Origin of the sequence: Mycolicibacterium nivoides (assembly GCF_003855255.1) — a bacterium.
Classification (GTDB): Bacteria; Actinomycetota; Actinomycetes; order Mycobacteriales; family Mycobacteriaceae; genus Mycobacterium; species Mycobacterium nivoides.
The window spans coordinates 5,069,876-5,085,355 of sequence record NZ_CP034072.1 but is presented as its reverse complement, the minus strand read 5'-3'; the positions used below and the strand labels follow the sequence as shown (position 1 = coordinate 5,085,355).

Annotated in this window: 17 protein-coding genes; 16 read left to right on the top strand and 1 reads right to left on the bottom strand. The window is 67.5% G+C overall.

Going from position 1 to position 15,480, the window contains the following annotated elements:
- Window positions 1–308: 308 nt before the first annotated feature.
- Window positions 309–1,688, top strand: coding sequence for an MFS transporter (locus tag EH231_RS24825; protein ID WP_124713510.1), 1,380 nt, complete (start codon window positions 309–311; stop codon window positions 1,686–1,688).
- A gap of 9 nt (window positions 1,689–1,697) precedes the next feature.
- On the opposite strand, the gene EH231_RS24820 is transcribed toward EH231_RS24825, so the two are convergent.
- Window positions 1,698–3,365, bottom strand: a complete 1,668-nt coding sequence (locus tag EH231_RS24820; RefSeq protein ID WP_090424643.1) for a PucR family transcriptional regulator — start codon at window positions 3,363–3,365, stop codon at window positions 1,698–1,700.
- Between the two features lie 185 nt (window positions 3,366–3,550).
- Between EH231_RS24820 and EH231_RS24815 the strand changes: the two genes are divergently transcribed.
- From EH231_RS24815 to rpsH, 15 genes are all read left to right on the top strand, one after another.
- Window positions 3,551–4,003 carry a GlcG/HbpS family heme-binding protein gene (locus EH231_RS24815; RefSeq protein ID WP_090424644.1) on the top strand — a complete coding sequence of 151 codons (453 nt, stop codon included), beginning with the start codon at window positions 3,551–3,553 and terminating at the stop codon, window positions 4,001–4,003.
- 123 nt (window positions 4,004–4,126) lie between these two features.
- Window positions 4,127–4,846, top strand: coding sequence for an iron-containing redox enzyme family protein (locus EH231_RS24810; RefSeq protein ID WP_090424645.1), 720 nt, complete (start codon window positions 4,127–4,129; stop codon window positions 4,844–4,846).
- A 35-nt stretch (window positions 4,847–4,881) separates the two neighbouring features.
- Window positions 4,882–5,232, top strand: coding sequence for a Rieske (2Fe-2S) protein (locus tag EH231_RS24805; RefSeq protein ID WP_124713509.1), 351 nt, complete (start codon window positions 4,882–4,884; stop codon window positions 5,230–5,232).
- Window positions 5,229–6,455 (top strand): NAD(P)/FAD-dependent oxidoreductase, encoded by a 1,227-nt coding sequence (locus EH231_RS24800; protein WP_124713508.1) that lies wholly within the window; start codon window positions 5,229–5,231, stop codon window positions 6,453–6,455. Before EH231_RS24805 ends, EH231_RS24800 begins: the two co-directional genes overlap by 4 nt.
- A 26-nt stretch (window positions 6,456–6,481) precedes the next feature.
- Entirely contained in the window at window positions 6,482–7,921 is a 1,440-nt protein-coding gene (locus tag EH231_RS24795; RefSeq protein WP_206429609.1) for an aldehyde dehydrogenase family protein, read from the top strand.
- 12 nt (window positions 7,922–7,933) lie between these two features.
- Window positions 7,934–8,287, top strand: coding sequence for a Rieske (2Fe-2S) protein (locus EH231_RS24790; protein WP_036441185.1), 354 nt, complete (start codon window positions 7,934–7,936; stop codon window positions 8,285–8,287).
- Entirely contained in the window at window positions 8,287–9,885 is a 1,599-nt protein-coding gene (locus tag EH231_RS24785) for a gamma-glutamyltransferase family protein (protein ID WP_124713506.1), read from the top strand. Before EH231_RS24790 ends, EH231_RS24785 begins: the two co-directional genes overlap by 1 nt.
- Entirely contained in the window at window positions 9,875–10,312 is a 438-nt protein-coding gene (locus tag EH231_RS24780; protein WP_090424650.1) for a RidA family protein, read from the top strand. The genes EH231_RS24785 and EH231_RS24780 overlap by 11 nt, the downstream gene beginning before the upstream one ends.
- Before the next feature lie 149 nt (window positions 10,313–10,461).
- Window positions 10,462–11,976 carry a permease gene (locus EH231_RS24775; RefSeq protein ID WP_124713505.1) on the top strand — a complete coding sequence of 505 codons (1,515 nt, stop codon included), beginning with the start codon at window positions 10,462–10,464 and terminating at the stop codon, window positions 11,974–11,976.
- Entirely contained in the window at window positions 11,973–13,367 is a 1,395-nt protein-coding gene (locus EH231_RS24770) for an amidase (RefSeq protein ID WP_124713504.1), read from the top strand. The genes EH231_RS24775 and EH231_RS24770 overlap by 4 nt, the downstream gene beginning before the upstream one ends.
- A gap of 173 nt (window positions 13,368–13,540) precedes the next feature.
- A complete protein-coding gene (gene rplN / locus EH231_RS24765; protein ID WP_029106885.1) occupies window positions 13,541–13,909 on the top strand; it encodes a 50S ribosomal protein L14 in 369 nt (122 codons plus the stop codon).
- Window positions 13,910–14,227 (top strand): 50S ribosomal protein L24, encoded by a 318-nt coding sequence (gene rplX / locus EH231_RS24760; RefSeq protein ID WP_003883431.1) that lies wholly within the window; start codon window positions 13,910–13,912, stop codon window positions 14,225–14,227.
- Window positions 14,227–14,790, top strand: coding sequence for a 50S ribosomal protein L5 (gene rplE / locus EH231_RS24755; RefSeq protein WP_044516174.1), 564 nt, complete (start codon window positions 14,227–14,229; stop codon window positions 14,788–14,790). The genes rplX and rplE overlap by 1 nt, the downstream gene beginning before the upstream one ends.
- Before the next feature lie 4 nt (window positions 14,791–14,794).
- A complete protein-coding gene (locus EH231_RS24750) occupies window positions 14,795–14,980 on the top strand; it encodes a type Z 30S ribosomal protein S14 (RefSeq protein ID WP_003883429.1) in 186 nt (61 codons plus the stop codon).
- A 98-nt stretch (window positions 14,981–15,078) separates the two neighbouring features.
- Window positions 15,079–15,477 carry a 30S ribosomal protein S8 gene (gene rpsH, locus EH231_RS24745; protein WP_090424652.1) on the top strand — a complete coding sequence of 133 codons (399 nt, stop codon included), beginning with the start codon at window positions 15,079–15,081 and terminating at the stop codon, window positions 15,475–15,477.
- Window positions 15,478–15,480: the final 3 nt, after the last annotated feature.

Below are 15,480 nucleotides of genomic sequence, written 5' to 3'. Positions count from 1 at the left end.
TGCTCGAGATTTGTCGGCGGCATGGCCCACGGTTTCCGCGGCGTAACTTCTTGCTGTGACGTCGGACTCGTCGTCTCCGTGAGCAGTACTTTTGTGCACCTTGCACATTCGTCGCCCATAGCCGCTGTGCAGCGTGTGCCGTTGTGACCGGCCGAGTCGGGGCGTGACGGTGAGACAGTGTTCTCGGAACGTACGTGTGGCCGCGCATCACGAGATCGCGTCCGGAACAGGTGCGTTGCCCAGGTGATTCAGCAAACAGAGGAATCCGCAACGGGATTCGCCGGACGATGAGGATGGTTGAGCGCGACATGACCGATGTTCGTGGCAGCGCTCAACAGCCGGCCGTGCGCCTGGAAGACGGCAGCGACGATCGCATCGGGACGCCGCTCGGGCTGGCTGCGCTGCTGGCGGGCACACTGGTGGGGACCGTCAGCAACAATGTCGTGAATGTGCCACTCGGCGCCATCATCGACGAGTTCGACGCCCCACTGGGCAACGGAGTATTCGTCGTGGTCGGCTTCCTGGTCTGCTTCGCCGCGACGATACCGCTGGCCGGCTGGTTCGGTGACCGGTTTGGCCGAAGGCGCATCTACTGCGCGGCGCTGCTGGCAACGGCGGTCTGCGCGGTAGGGGCGGCGACGGCGCCGTCACTGCCGTTGTTGATCGCCTGGCGGTCCCTGGGTGGGGTGGCCGCCGCCGCATTCGCCCCAGCCGTCATGGGGTTGATCGCCTGGATGTTCTCCGGTCCGCGGCGGGGCCGTGCGATGGGGGCCTGGGCCTCGGTCAACGGCATCGGGCAGGCCGTCGGTCCCAGCCTGGGCGGCCTGGTCGCCGACAACTGGGGCTGGCGCTGGGTGTTCGTCCCGCTGGTGCCGGTGGCGTTGGCCGGATTCGTCGGAACGTTGCGATACGTACCGCGCTTCCCGGGGATGCGGATGCCCTTCGACCTTGCGGGTGCGGCGGCACTGACGATCGGCTCGGCAATGCTGATGCTCGGCCTGGCCCTGGTATCCCAACCCGATATGCCCGGCTGGCTCGTGGCCGCCGCGGTGACGGTCGCGGTCAGCGCACTGGCCTGGTTCGTGTGGCATTGCGCCCGGACCCCGAACGCGTTCGTCGACGTCCGGCTGGTCACCGAATCGCGGTTCGTCCGCAGCTGTCTGGCGGCGTTCGCCCAGATGTTCTGCCTGGGAGCCACGTTGTTGGCGATACCGCTTTACCTGGTGGGGCAGTCGGTGTCGATCTCGGCCGCCGGGATGATGCTGTTCGCGGTGCCGGCGACGATGGCGGTGCTCGGTCCGCTGGTGGGACGCTGGCAGGACCGGTTAGGGCCGCGGCGGGTGCTGCGCAGCGGCCTGTTGTTGCTGCTGATCGCCCAGGTCGGCATGACTGTCACGGTGAGCCAGGACCGGTTGGTGCTCGGCGCACTGATCGCCGTGCTGGTGATCGGGGGTGTGGGGATCTCCCTGGTGCAGACCCCGGCCGCCACCGGCGCTACCCGTTCGCCGGCCGGCGAACAGGGGACCGGGCTGGGATTGTTCAACCTGCTGCGCTTCGGTGGATCGGCCTGCGGCGCGGCATGGGTTGCGGTGGCCCTCGACCTGGCCGGCTACCCGACCGTCTTCATCGCCTGCGCTGTGGTCGTGGCGCTGGGTCTGGCCGGCTCGTTCGTCGGCCCCGACCCGTAGCCGGCGTGATCAGCGGAAGCTGGCCTCCCGGTCGATCGCCGAGTGCACCTCGTCGAGCAGGTCGAGCCGGATCGCCAGCCACACCGTGAACTGGTTCTCCGGCACCCGGATGTCCATCCCGAGCAGCCGCGAGATCCGGTCCAGCTTGGCCAGCATGGTGTTGCGGTGCACGTTGAGCACCCGCGCGGTGGCATTCACGTTGCCGCCCTCGGCCAGGTAGGCGCCCAGGGTCTCCAACAGGTCGGGGCCGGACCGCAACGGCCCCAGCACCTCTCGCACCAGCTGGCGGCTTTGTTCGGCCTCGGCCACCTGGGCCAGCACGGTGAAACCGCGCAGTTCCTGGTAGCAGGTGGCCCCGGTGCGGTGCAGCCGGCGGGCGATACCGAGGGCGACGCGGGCCTCCCGGTAGCTCTCCCGGACCTCACTGGCGCCGCACGCGGGGCGACCGTAGGCCACCGGGGCGCGCATGCCCCGACGCCGTTCCAGCTCCAGTGACATGGCCTCGGCGTACTCGGCCATCTCCTTACGCATATCGGCGGGCTCCTCGGCCCGCAGCGTGCGCACCACCACCAGGACATCGCCGATCACGGTGACGTAGGCGTGCACCGACGGGTGCGGAGCCAGACCGGCCGCGTAGCGGGCCAGTCGCACCATGCCCGCCGTGGGGTTGTCCACCCGCCGAGGCAGTACCCCGGGAGCGACGAACACCGCGAACCGGGCGTCGAGTTCGATGTCGTGGTGCTCGGCGCGGGCGCGCATATCGTGCTCGCTGGAGAAACTGCCGTGCACCAGGGCCTGGACGAAGTCGCCGCGAGCCCGTTCCTCGGCCTCGTCGACGCTGCGTTGGCGCAGCATCTCCGACCCCACGATGGCGGTGGCCTGGTCGGTCAGCACCTGGTATCGAGCCAGGTCATGGGTGCCCGGCGCCGGATCCGCGACCAGGACGGCCACCCAGCCCTCGAAAGACTTGCCCAGCCGAATGGCGCTGGCCACACAGGTCCAGGTGCTCTCGTGCGGCCCGATGATCGGCTGGATCCGGGTGTCGTGACCGTCGGACCGCCGTTCGGCAGCGGGGACGTCGGCGTTCACCATCTCGACGATCGAATCCGACAGCGGAGCAAGCATTTCCGGAGCCAGCCCATTGTGGGCCACCACCTGCCCGCGGGCGTCGAGCGCGACCGCCGGATTGCAGGCCAGATTGGAGACCTCGCGGATCAGGATCTGCAATCCGGCGCCGCGGTGGAACAGCCCGGCCAGTGACGCGTGCACCTGCGTCGAGTACCGCATCACGTGCACTTCCTGGCTGAGCGCGCGCTCGGCCAGCAGGCGGTTCAGCGCGGCAAAACCGACCGGTATGCCCAGCTCGACGATCACCAGCTGCTCGGGTACCGGGCCCAGGTCAGGTGGCACCACCCCGTCCACCAACAGTGTCGTGGCACCCCGCGCGGCCACGGCCGAAAGCGCGGCAGTGCTGGCGGCCAGTGATTCCGGTCGGACGTAGATGGCTACCGCGTCCAGCGGATCATGCTGGGAGAGAACCTCGTTGAGTGGCAGGACCCAGCTCAGCTCCAGATCGAGGCGGTCAGTGCCAGCGATGATCCTGGCGCCGGACATCAAGGCTTCGTCGAGAAGGCCCTGAATGGTCATCCGCCTGGTGTCGGCCGGTGGTGCGCTCATGTGAAACCCCGTGCTCTGTGGATGCTCCTGTATCGATTACCGGATTCGGCCGCCCAGCGGTTATGTGCAATTTAACCCGAATCTGCCAGCAGTTCAGGCCATGTTGACCATCCCGCCCAGAAGCGCGCGTTGATAGACATTCCAGCGTCAGCCGATACCGACTGCCGCAAGAGAGCGAGCTATCAATGCACCGAATTCACCGCATCACCCTTGATGACGCGTTGCCGCTGTTGGCCGCGGGCCGGGCAAAGGCCGAGGAGATCGGCGTCAAGCAAACGCTGTGCGTTTGCGATGACGGCGGCAACGTCCTTGCGCTGCACCGGTTGCCGGGCGCCCGGCTCACCGGGGTGGACATCGCCATCGCCAAGGCGTTCACCGCGGCCGGCCACGAGCGCGCCACCCACCTGTTCAACGAACCGCCCAACGGGCCGGCCCTGCCCGGGAACGAGGCCTTCGGCATCAGTCACATGCTGCCCGGCAAGTTCGCCATCTTCGTGGGCGGATTCCCCCTGGTCTTCGAGGGTCAGATCGTCGGTGGCGTGGGGATCAGCGGCGGCAACGGTGAACAGGACAAGGCTGTGGGTGCGGCGATCCTGGCCGAGTTCGAGGCACTGACCGCCTCGGTGGCCCGGGCCTGACACCCGGCCGGTGTGCACCCTGACCCGCCCGGGAGCTGAGCGCCGGTGATTGTGACCATGGCCTGGTCCGATCGCCCTAGTTAATCTCCTTGGCACCCAAGCTAATTCAAGAAAGGACGAATCATGACCCAACTCCTAGGACGTGACGAGTTTCGCGCCGAACTCGAGAATGCGATCAAAGGCCGGGAAGCCAAGAACGCGTCGTTCTCCAAAGCCTGGGCTGAGGGCAAACTCAGCAAGGAGCACTTCGCCCGGTGGGCCGAGAACCATTACCACTACGTCGGTCCGTTCGCCGACTACCTGGCCAACATCTACTCCAATACCCCCGACGAGTTCACCGGCGCAAAGGATTTCACGCTGCAGAACATGTACGAGGAGGAGCTGGCCGACATTCGGCACACCGATCTGCTGATCAAGTTCGGCGAGGCCTGCGGGACCACCAAGGAACGCATCGAGGATCCGGCGAACATGAACGCGATCACCCGCGGGTTGCAGGCCTGGTGCTACGCGGTGTCACAGCGCGAGCACTTTGTGGTGGCCACAGCAGCCCTGGTGGTCGGCCTGGAATCGCAGGTACCCAGTATCTACACCAAGCAGATCGTGCCGCTGCGTGAGGTGTACGGGTTCAGTGAGGACGAGATCGAGTTCTTCGATCTGCACATCACCTCTGATGTGGTGCATGGTGAGCGCGGCTACCAGATCGTGCTCGATCACGCTGACACCGCGCAGTTGCAGCAGCGCTGCCTGCAGCTGGTGCGCTGGGGCGCCGAGATGCGCTTCTCCTACACCAAGGGTCTCTACGACTACTACGTCGCGCCCGATCTCGAATCCGTTTCCGCCTGATTCCCGATCCGCCGCCTCGACAGAAAGGCAACGCCATGACCACGCAGTGGATCGCGGTGGCGAGCACCAAGGACCTCACCCGCCGCCGCAAGCTCCGGATCGAGGTCGACGGGCTGGCCATCGCACTGTTCGGGGCGGCGGGACGGGTATATGCGTTCGCCGACACCTGTATTCATCAAGACCGGTCCCTGGCCAAAGGCACCCTGCTGCACGGCAAGGTGATCTGCCCGGGCCATCAGTGGCAGTTCGACCTGGAGACCGGGTACGAGGAGAGCCAGGACCGCTGCCAGCCCACGTACCCGGTCCGGGTCGAGGGAGAAACCATCTACGTCAACCCAACGGCCCCGCTGGGCGCCGTGACCGCGGGAAGGGAAGCACAGGCATGACCGGCCGGACTTTCGTGACCGTCGGGGCGGGGCAGGCGGCCGCGGTGGCCGCCCGTACCCTGCGCCGGCGCGGTTTCGACGGGCGCATCGTGCTGGTGGGCGACGAGCCGCACCTGCCCTATCAGCGACCCCCACTGTCCAAGGAATTCCTTTCCGGCGCCGACAGTTTCGAGTCGATGGAGATCCTGCCCGAGAAGTGGCGGGCCGACAACGATGTCCAGATCCGCACCCGCGCAGAGGTGACCCGGGTCGACGCGGCCGGGCGCCGGGTGGAGCTGGCCTCGGGGGCGCCGATCGAGGCAGACGCGGTGTTGTTGGCCACCGGCGGCCGGGCCCGCCGCCTGCAGGTGCCCGGCCCCCGCCCGGAACTGGTGCACTATCTGCGTACCGTCGACGATGCGATCGCGCTGCAACGGTCACTCACCCCCGGCAGTCGGTTGGCCATCATCGGTGCGGGTTTCGTGGGGCTGGAAACAGCCGCCACCGCACGGAGTCTGGGTACCGAGGTGACCGTGCTGGAGGCCGCGCCGGTGCCGCTGGCCAACGTCATCGGCGCCCGTCTCGGTGCTGAACTGGTGCGCATCCACCGTGACCACGGCGTCGACGTGCGCACCGGCGTCACGGTCGAGCAGTTGCACACCACCGCCGAGGGCGTGGTGGTGGACTGCGCGGACGGCGGTCGATTGGAAGCCGATGCGGTGCTGATCGGCATCGGCATCGTCCCCAACACCGAGGTGGCCGCGGCCTCGGGCCTGCAGGTGCGCGACGGCATCGTGGTCGACGCGCAGGGCCGAACCTCGACTCCGCACATCTACGCCGCAGGTGATGTGGCGCAACGCTACTCGGCTCGGGCCGGTGGTCACGTCCGGTTCGAACACTTCGACAACGCCAACCGGCAGGGTGCCGCGGTGGCCAACGCCATGCTCGGTCGCGATGCGGTCAGCGACGACGCCCCGTGGTTCTGGTCGGACCAGTACGACCACAACCTGCAACTGCTCGGCGAGGCCACCACCGACCTGGTGATCCGCGGCGATCCCGATGCGAACGACTTCACCGCCTTCTACCTCGACGGCGACCTGCTGCGCGGAGTGTTCACCGCCGATCGGGGCGAGGACGTGATGGTGGGCCGGGAATTGCTCGGGCGCCACATCGAACGGGCGGTGCTCGCCGACGAGGACACCGACCTGTGGGACCTAGTGGAAACCGAGGAAGCGGTGTCGTGATGCCCGCGCACGCGAGGAGCGAAACAGTGATCGAAGGAACGAATTTCATCGACGGCCAGTGGGTGCCCGCGGTGTCCGGCCGGACCTTCCAGCGGTGCAATCCCGCCGACCCCGACGACGTGATCGGGGTCTTCCCGGCATCGGAGGCCACCGATGTGAGTGCCGCGGTCGACGCACTGGAGAAGGCCAGCCCGGAATGGGCGGCCACCGCACCCGAACACCGCGCCGCGATTCTGGAATCGGCTGCCGCGCAGTTGGAATCGCGTGCACCGGAGCTGATCGCCGAGCTGATCCGGGAGGAGGGAAAGACCACTGCCGAGGCCACCATGGAGGTCAGCCGGACCCCGGCCAACCTGCGCTTCTACGCCGGGGAGGCCACCCGGATGACCGGCAGCACCTATCCCGCGGCCGGCGACGGACTGGTCTACACCCTGCGAGAACCCGTCGGCATCGTCGGCGCGATCACCCCGTGGAATTTCCCGTTCAACATCCCGTCGCGCAAGATCGGACCAGCGCTGGCCGCCGGTAACCCGGTGTTGTTCAAACCCTCCGAGATGACCCCGCTGATGGGGCAGCGCCTGGTCGAGGCACTGCTGGACGGCGGCTTGCCGCCGGGCGTCATCGCACTGGTGCAGGGCGAGGGCGCCGCGGGGGCTGCGGTCGCTGCTGAATCCCGCGTCGCGGCCGTCACATTCACCGGTTCCACCCAGGTCGGCCGGGCCATCCATCGCGTCGTCGGACCTCAGCGTCGCGTGCAGTTGGAGATGGGTGGGAAGAACCCGGTGGTGGTCGCCGAGGACGCCGACCTCGACGGCGCCGCAGCGCTGATCGTCAAGGGCGCCTTCGGGCTCAGCGGACAGGCCTGCACCGGCACCAGCCGGGTGATCGCGGTGGACGCCGTCCACGACGCGCTGCTGGACCGGGTGGTGGCGAAGGCCGAAGCGCTTCGGGTGGGCCCAGGGGACCAGCCCGGGGTGAACATGGGCCCGCTGGCCAGCGCTGCCCAACTCGACAAGTTCTTGCACTACGTGCAGACCGGTGTGGCAGAGGGTGCCAGCCTGCGCTGCGGGGGCACCACCGTCGGTGATCACGGATTCTTTGTCCGTCCCACCGTTTTCGCCGATGCGCTACCCACCATGCGAATCGTCACCGAGGAGGTCTTCGGGCCGTTGATCGCCTTCCAGCGGGCCGGCTCGCTGGACGAGGCGGTGGACCTGGCGAACGCTACCGAGTTCGGGCTCAGCGCGGCGATCGTCACCGGCGACCTCGCCACCGCCACCCGGTTCGCGCACCGGTCCAGGACGGGCCTGGTCAAGGTCAACCAGCCCACCACCGGCATGGCGATGAACGCCCCGTTCGGCGGTTACAAGGCCTCCAGCACCCAGACCTACAAGGAACAGGCCGGAGCCACGCTCATGGAGTTCTACACGCTGGAGAAGACCGTCTACCTGACCCCGTCCGTTTGAACAGGAGCTGCAATGGAATTCACCCGAGTCGCCCGGTCCGGGCAGGTGCCCGAAGGCATCGTGCGGCGGTTCTTCGCCGGCGAGCACGAGTTCGCGGTGGCTCGTCTCAACGGCAAGGCCTACGCCACCTCCAACTACTGCACCCACCTGGACTGCATGTTGTCCTCGGGCAAGCTCGTCGACGACGGGATCGGATGCTCCTGCCACGGAAGCGCATTCGACCTGGAGACCGGTGAACCGATCTGCCCGCCCGCCACCGTCGCGATCAAGACCTACCCGGTCCAGGAACGTGACGGGGAGATCTTCGTCGGTGTGGAACCCGGCGAGATCCCGGTCGGTCCGCGCCGCCGGCGCAAGGGTGCCTGATGGACCCCGAAGCGCGCCCGTCGGCGCTGTCGCTGGGTGGCATGGTCAGCTCCAGCCATCCCGCGGCCAGCTTCGCCGGGGCCCAGGTACTGGCGGCGGGCGGCAATGCCGTCGACGCCACCCTGGCCATGGCCGCACTCACCTGGCTAGTGCTGCCCGGCCAATGCGGAATCGGCGGTGACGCATTCGCGGTGGTGCGCGAACCCGACGGCCGGGTGTGGACGATCGGCGGATCGGGATTCGGCCCGGACGGCGGGACCACCCCGTTCTATCGCGACCAGGGGCTGAGCACCATCCCGCTGTATGGGGCGCTGGGTGTCGCCGTCCCCGGTGCACCTGCGGCGCTGGCGGCCCTGCACACCCACGGGGCGAGCCGCGGGCTGCCCGAACTGTGGGAGCCCGCGGCCCGGATCGCCGAAACCGGCCTGGCCTGCTCGGCTAAGACTGCCGCCGACGTATGTGAGGCACTCACCGCCATCCGCCACGATCCCGGCCTGGCGGCGGTCTATGCACCCGACGGGGGCGCGGCCCGGGTGGGGGACCGGATCACGCAACCCGATCTGGCCCGCACCATCCGTCAGCTCGCCTACGACCCGACCGACTTCTACACCGGCGAATTCGCCGAACGTGCCGTCACGATGTTGTCCGCTGCCGGTGCGCCGTTCAGCGGCGCCGAATGGGCGGCGGCGGAGGTCGCCGAACCCGAGACTGCCATCACCGGGTCCTACGCCGGTGCCACGATCCACCAAACCCCGTTGCCCACACCCGGTTGGATGGTGCTGCAGCAGGCCGCGCTGTGCGACGGCAGCCTCGGGAGCCAACCCTGGCTGGGTGCCGGTGCCATCGACCGGATGGCCCGCGCCGCACGCCTGGCCTTCGCCGACCGCCTGGCGCTGTGCGGCAGCGATAACACCGGTTGGCGTGATGTTCTGGACCCCAACCGGATTGCGCGCCAACGCCAGGACCTGGCGGACGCCAACGAGGACCGGTTGGCGTTTTCGGTGCGCGGCGGGGACACCACCTGCACCGTTGCCGTGGATGCCGACGGTCGCGCGGTGTCATTCATCCACTCGCTGGGTTTCACCTTCGGTGCGACTCTCACCGTGCCCGGTACCGGGGTGGTGCTCAACAACCGGCTGGGCCGCGGAGCCTACTTGATCCCAGGCCACCCAAACGAAGTCGCGCCGCGACGCAAACCGCTCAATACCCTCAACGCCTGGATCGCCACCGGAGCGCGCGAGGAGCTGCTGGCTCTTGGCAGCATTCCCGGCGGGGATGGGCAGGTGCAATGGAACATGCAGCTGCTGTCACATCTGTTCGACCACGGGCTGGACCCGGCTGCCGCGGTGGCCGCGCCGCGGTTCACCGTGTTCCCCGGGTCAGACGCCGAGGTGATCGATCAACCAGCCGAGCTGCGCGTCGAGGACCGGATCGATGAGCAGACCCGGGAACGGTTGCGCGCCAACGGTCACCGGGTTGTGGTGCAAGCGCCCTACGGCGCCGGTGGCAGCGCCCAGGTGATCTGTCGCGACGATCACGGGGTGCTGCGCGGGGCTGCCGACCCGCGGCAGGAAGGGGTGGCGATCGGTGTCGACTGAGCAGGTGGGTGCACCCGCCCCACAGGGGGACTACCGGTCCGCGGTTCTGCACGACGGTGTGGTCTATACCGCGGGCATGACGCCGCGGGTGGACGGTGCGCTGAGGGTGCGCGGTGTGGTCGGGGAAACGCTGTCGGCGCAACAGGCCCGCGACGCGGCCGGCGTCGCCGCGGCCAATGCCCTGGCAGCGATGCGGTCAGTTCTGCCGGCCGAGGCCGATGGTATCCGCTGTCTGCGGATGACGGTCTACATCGCCTGTGCGCCAACGTTTCACGACCTCTCGGCAGTCGCCGACGGCGCCTCGGCGCAGATCCGGTCCGAACTCGGGAAGGCTGCGCTGCCGGTGCGCGCAGCCATCGGGGTGCAGGCCCTCCCGTCCGGCGCACCGGTCGAAATCGACTTGATCGCAGCGGTTTCAGGAATGTGAGGAGCAATCGGGCCGGAAGGCGCGCGGCGCGGGAGAATGTGCGCTATTGATTGTATGAGTTTTCGGTACAGCCGATGAAGTGAAATCGACTGAACACCAGAGTGTTACGAAACAGCCCGAAGGACTACGTGGATTGGATGGTGGTGCCCTTGTCTGCGGCACACTGGGTCTACCTGATCGGTCTCGCTGTACTGATAGCGACCGTGGTGGCCAAGAAGAACGTGATCGCCCCGGCCATCATCGCCACCTTCCTCACCGGCCTGGTCTATCGGGGCAGTTTCACCACGGGGTTGAGCTCGGTCTTCAACGCTGCCATCGCCGGGACCCGGGAGCTGTTACCGGTTTTCATCATCATCGCGCTGGTGACCGCAATGCTCGGGGCGATGCGCGCACTCGGTGCGGACGTCCTGATGATCCGCCCGTTGAGCGGATTCTTCCGAAACGGCCACATCTCCTATGTGCTGCTCGCGGTCGTGACCTTCCTGCTGTCGCTGGCGTTCTGGCCCACTCCCGTGCTGCCACTTATCGCTGCGATCCTGCTTCCCGCCGCGCTCCGGGCCGGCCTGTCACCGTTGGGCGCGGCTTTGGCGATCGCCATCGCTGGACAGGGGATGGCGCTCAGCTCGGACTACATCATGGGGGTGGCCCCGGCGCTGTCCGCCGAAGGTGCCCACGTCTCGGCCCGGATGATCGCCGACCGGGCCACCGTCATCGCCCTGATCGCCGGGGTGGTGGCGTTGGCGGTGGCCTACCTCCGCGACGTACGGACGAAGATGTCCGGCCAGGCCGGATCGAGTGCCGGTCGCGCACCGACGCCGGGCCCCGGCCCCGGCCCGGGCGCGCCGGCCGCCGCTGAAGCGGTGTCGACCGGGCACGGCTCCGCGAACCGAGGCGCCACTGCAACCTTGGCCGCCGCCCCGGCTTCCGAAACTGTCACCGCCGATTCCGGCCGGCCCTCGTCGACGGCGCTGATCGTGGCGGCGTGCGTGCCGGCGTTGTTCGGCGCCCTGCTGGTTTTCATGCTGCTCGGCCGGTTCACCTCGCTGATTCCCGACATCGACGAGGGATTGGGTGCACCCCTGGTTGGCGGCACCGCCGCGCTCGCGTTGGTGGCAATCGCCTTGATCGCCAAGCGAAACGACTGGCTCGGTGAGGTCGGTACCCACTTCACCGACGGCATCACCTTCTCGTTTCGAACCATGGGGATGGTGATTCCGGTGGCCGGCTTCGTCTACATCGGGCTGGCCGACTACTCCGCGGGAATTCTGGGTCTGCCCGAAGGCGCAGATGCACCGGCATTCCTGTTCGACGCCGTCGAGCTGGTGCAACCGCACATTCCGCAGGTGCCGGTGTTCGCGGCCTTCGCGATGCTGCTGATCGGCATGCTGATCGGGCTGGACGGAAACGGGTGGCCAGGCTTGCCGTTCACCGGATCGATGGCCGGGGCGCTCGGGGGTGACAGTACCGATGTGGCCACTCTCGCCGCCATCGCGCAGAACGGCGCCAGCTGGACCGGCGGCGGCACGCTGGTGATCTGGTCGTCGCTGATCGTGGTCGCCGGCCTGACCGGGGTTCCGGTCGTCGACCTGGCCCGTCGGTTGTTCATCCCGGTGGTGACGGGACTGGTGGTGGCCACTGCCATCGCCGCGGCGGTCATGCTGTGAGTTCCCCGCTGACGGCAAAGGGGCGCACGGCCGTCGACATCGCGGACGCGGTCAGGGCGGGGGAGACCTCGGTCGTCGATACGGTCTGCGCGGCATTGGGCCGGATCGAGTCTCACGACGATGAGATCGGTGCATTCGTACACGTCGACGTCGAGGGTGCGCTCGCGCGGGCCGAGGAGTTGGACCGGCTGGTATCCCGCGGCGTCGATCCCGGCCCTCTTGCCGGAGTTCCCTTGGGCGTCAAGGAACTTCACCCGGTGGCCGGTTGGCCTTTCGCCATGGGCAGCGCGCTGTATGCCGACCGGGTCGCCGACCACACCTGCACTCTGGTGAACCGTGCCGTGGCAGCCGGAGCCGTGCCGATCGGCTTGACGGCCTCACCCGAGTTCGGCCGAGCGTCCTTTACCGCATCCGAACTGCACGGCGTGACGCGCAACCCGTGGAATCCGCGCCTCACCCCAGGAGGATCGAGCGGAGGATCGGCAGCCGCGGTGGCTGCGGGCATGGTGCCGGTCGCCACCGGCACCGACGGAGCCGGTTCCCTGCGGATCCCGGCCTCGTACTGTGCGCTGGTTGGATTCAAGACCACTTACGGTCTGGTTCCGCGCGGTCCTCGCCACCGCGGCGCCGCCGACAACGACCACTACGGCGCGCTCACCCGCACCGTCCGCGATACCGCCCGATTCCTGGACTGTGTATGCGGGCTGGATCCCTACGATCGGTCGTCGCTGCCGGCACCCGGCAGCTTCGAGAACCGGCTGAACATCGACCTGCGCGGGCTGCGCGTTGCATTCGCCCCTGACCTCGGCAACGCACCGTGCGACCCGGCGGTGGCCGAGGTCGCCCATGGGGCGGCCGAGAGATTCATCGCCGAATCCGGGGCGGTTCAGGTGACTGCTTGCTTGCGCGTGGACCCGGCCTGCGGCGCGGCCTATCGGATCCTGTCGGCCCCCGACGTCTACTCCCAGGTGCGCGACGCACCACCGGGCCGCACCGTCCACCCCACCCTGCGTGGGTATCTCGATGCTGCCAGCGGGATAGACGCCGACGCCCTGGCCACCGCGCACGAGGTGCGCGCTCGGTTGGTCGCCGCCACGGCTGAGGCCTTCGAGAGCTTCGACCTGCTGATCACACCGGCCACCCAGGTCCCGGCATTTCCAGCGACCGGGCCGATGCCGACCGAGATCGCAGGACGGCCGGTGGACCATTGGGGCGCGCTGGCCGTCACGTTCCCGTTCAATCTGACCGGGCAGCCGGCCATCTCGGTGCCTGCCGGTACCGTGGGCGGCGCACCGATCGGGCTGCAGATCGTCGGGCGTCGTCACGCCGACGCCCTGGTCCTGGCGGCCGCCGCGCAGGTAGAGGGCGTCCAGTCCGGAACCCCCAGCTGACGATCTGCGGCGATTTGGCGCATTCGCCGTGCTCACCTAGTATGTAGGGGTTGCCTTGGGCAGACCTCGGTTGACTGCTGTTCTGAGTCAGCCCCGCGTGCCCTTCGGAAACAAAGACCGCGCACGTCCAGGTCGGTATCTGGCGTGCATACAAACCCAGGTCAGGAGATCGAGTGATTCAGCAAGAATCGCGGTTGAAGGTCGCCGACAACACGGGCGCCAAGGAAATCTTGTGCATCCGCGTGCTCGGTGGCTCATCGCGACGCTATGCCGGCATCGGCGACATCATCGTCGCGACTGTCAAGGACGCCATCCCGGGCGGCAACGTCAAGCGTGGCGATGTCGTCAAGGCCGTCGTGGTGCGCACCGTCAAGGAGCGTCGCCGCGCCGACGGCAGCTACATCAAGTTCGACGAGAACGCCGCCGTCATCATCAAGGCCGACAACGACCCCCGTGGTACCCGCATCTTCGGGCCGGTCGGTCGCGAACTGCGCGAGAAGAAGTTCATGAAGATCGTCTCGCTGGCTCCGGAGGTTTTGTAAATGAAGGTCCACAAGGGCGACACCGTGCTGGTGGTCTCGGGCAAGGACAAGGGCGCGAAGGGCAAGGTCATCGAGGCCTACCCGACCCGCGACAAGGTTCTGGTCGAGGGCGTCAACCGGATCAAGAAGCACACCGCGCAGTCACAGAACGAGCGCGGCGCATCGTCGGGCGGCATCGTCACCCAGGAAGCCGCGATCCACGTGTCCAACGTGATGGTCGTCGATTCCGACGGCAAGCCGACTCGTGTGGGTTACCGCGTCGATGAAGAGACCGGCAAGAAGGTCCGCATCGCCAAGACCAATGGCAAGGACATCTGATGACCGCACCTGAGAAGGTTCAGCCCCGGCTCAAGCAGCGCTACCGCGAAGAGATCCGTGAGTCGCTGAACAAGCAGTTCGAGTTCGACAACGTCATGCAGATCCCGGGCGTCGTCAAGGTTGTCGTCAACATGGGCGTCGGCGACGCCGCCCGTGACGCCAAGCTGATCAACGGCGCGGTCGCCGATCTGGCCCTGATCACCGGCCAGAAGCCGGAGATCCGCAAGGCCCGCAAGTCCATCGCACAGTTCAAGCTGCGTGAGGGCATGCCCATCGGCGCGCGCGTCACGCTGCGCGGCGACCGGATGTGGGAGTTCCTGGACCGGCTGATCTCCATCGCCCTGCCCCGTATCCGCGACTTCCGCGGCCTGAACGGCAAGCAGTTCGACGGCACCGGTAACTACACCTTCGGCCTCAACGAGCAGTCGATGTTCCACGAGATCGACGTCGATTCCATCGACCGTCCCCGCGGCATGGACATCACCGTGGTCACCTCGGCGACCAACGACGACGAAGGCCGTGCGCTGCTGAAGGCGCTGGGCTTCCCCTTCAAGGAGAACTGAGCACATGGCAAAGAAGGCGTTGATCCACAAGGCCAACAAGAAGCCCAAGTTCGCGGTTCGCGCGTACACGCGGTGCAACAAGTGCGGTCGCCCGCACTCGGTCTACCGCAAGTTCGGGCTGTGCCGTATCTGCCTGCGCGAGATGGCGCACGCGGGTGAACTGCCCGGCGTGCAGAAGTCCAGCTGGTAATCCAGCAGACATCTGCGCAGTAGACCACACAGACCAATCCAACAGGTTGCGGAAGGCCCTCACCAGGGAACCGCCGCGAGGAAGGTGAGCCGGTTGTCATGACGATGACTGACCCGATCGCAGACTTTTTGACACGTCTGCGCAACGCCAACTCGGCGTATCACGACGAGGTGACTCTGCCCCACTCGAAGATCAAGGCGAACATCGCCGAGATCCTCAAGAAAGAGGGCTACATCAACGATTACCGCACCGAGGATGCTCGGGTCGGCAAGTCGCTGGTGGTGCAGCTGAAGTACGGCCCCAGCCGTGAGCGCAGCATCGCCGGCCTGCGACGGGTGTCCAAGCCCGGTCTGCGGGTCTACGCGAAATCCACCAATCTGCCGCGCGTGCTCGGCGGCCTGGGTGTGGCGATCATCTCCACTTCCTCAGGCCTGCTGACCGACCGTCAGGCAGCACGATCCGGCGTGGGCGGCGAAGTCCTCGCCTACGTGTGGTGAGGG

Excerpts from the sequence above, each read along its gene's own strand:
- EH231_RS24825 (WP_124713510.1), top strand. The coding sequence starts at position 309 with ATGACCGATGTTCGTGGCAGCGCTCAACAGCCGGCCGTGCGCCTGGAA.
- EH231_RS24820 (WP_090424643.1), bottom strand. The coding sequence starts at position 3,365 with ATGAGCGCACCACCGGCCGACACCAGGCGGATGACCATTCAGGGCCTT.
- EH231_RS24815 (WP_090424644.1), top strand. The coding sequence starts at position 3,551 with ATGCACCGAATTCACCGCATCACCCTTGATGACGCGTTGCCGCTGTTG.
- EH231_RS24810 (WP_090424645.1), top strand. The coding sequence starts at position 4,127 with ATGACCCAACTCCTAGGACGTGACGAGTTTCGCGCCGAACTCGAGAAT.
- EH231_RS24805 (WP_124713509.1), top strand. The coding sequence starts at position 4,882 with ATGACCACGCAGTGGATCGCGGTGGCGAGCACCAAGGACCTCACCCGC.
- EH231_RS24800 (WP_124713508.1), top strand. The coding sequence starts at position 5,229 with ATGACCGGCCGGACTTTCGTGACCGTCGGGGCGGGGCAGGCGGCCGCG.
- EH231_RS24790 (WP_036441185.1), top strand. The coding sequence starts at position 7,934 with ATGGAATTCACCCGAGTCGCCCGGTCCGGGCAGGTGCCCGAAGGCATC.
- EH231_RS24785 (WP_124713506.1), top strand. The coding sequence starts at position 8,287 with ATGGACCCCGAAGCGCGCCCGTCGGCGCTGTCGCTGGGTGGCATGGTC.
- rplX (WP_003883431.1), top strand. The coding sequence starts at position 13,910 with ATGAAGGTCCACAAGGGCGACACCGTGCTGGTGGTCTCGGGCAAGGAC.
- rplE (WP_044516174.1), top strand. The coding sequence starts at position 14,227 with ATGACCGCACCTGAGAAGGTTCAGCCCCGGCTCAAGCAGCGCTACCGC.
- EH231_RS24750 (WP_003883429.1), top strand. The coding sequence starts at position 14,795 with ATGGCAAAGAAGGCGTTGATCCACAAGGCCAACAAGAAGCCCAAGTTC.
- rpsH (WP_090424652.1), top strand. The coding sequence starts at position 15,079 with ATGACGATGACTGACCCGATCGCAGACTTTTTGACACGTCTGCGCAAC.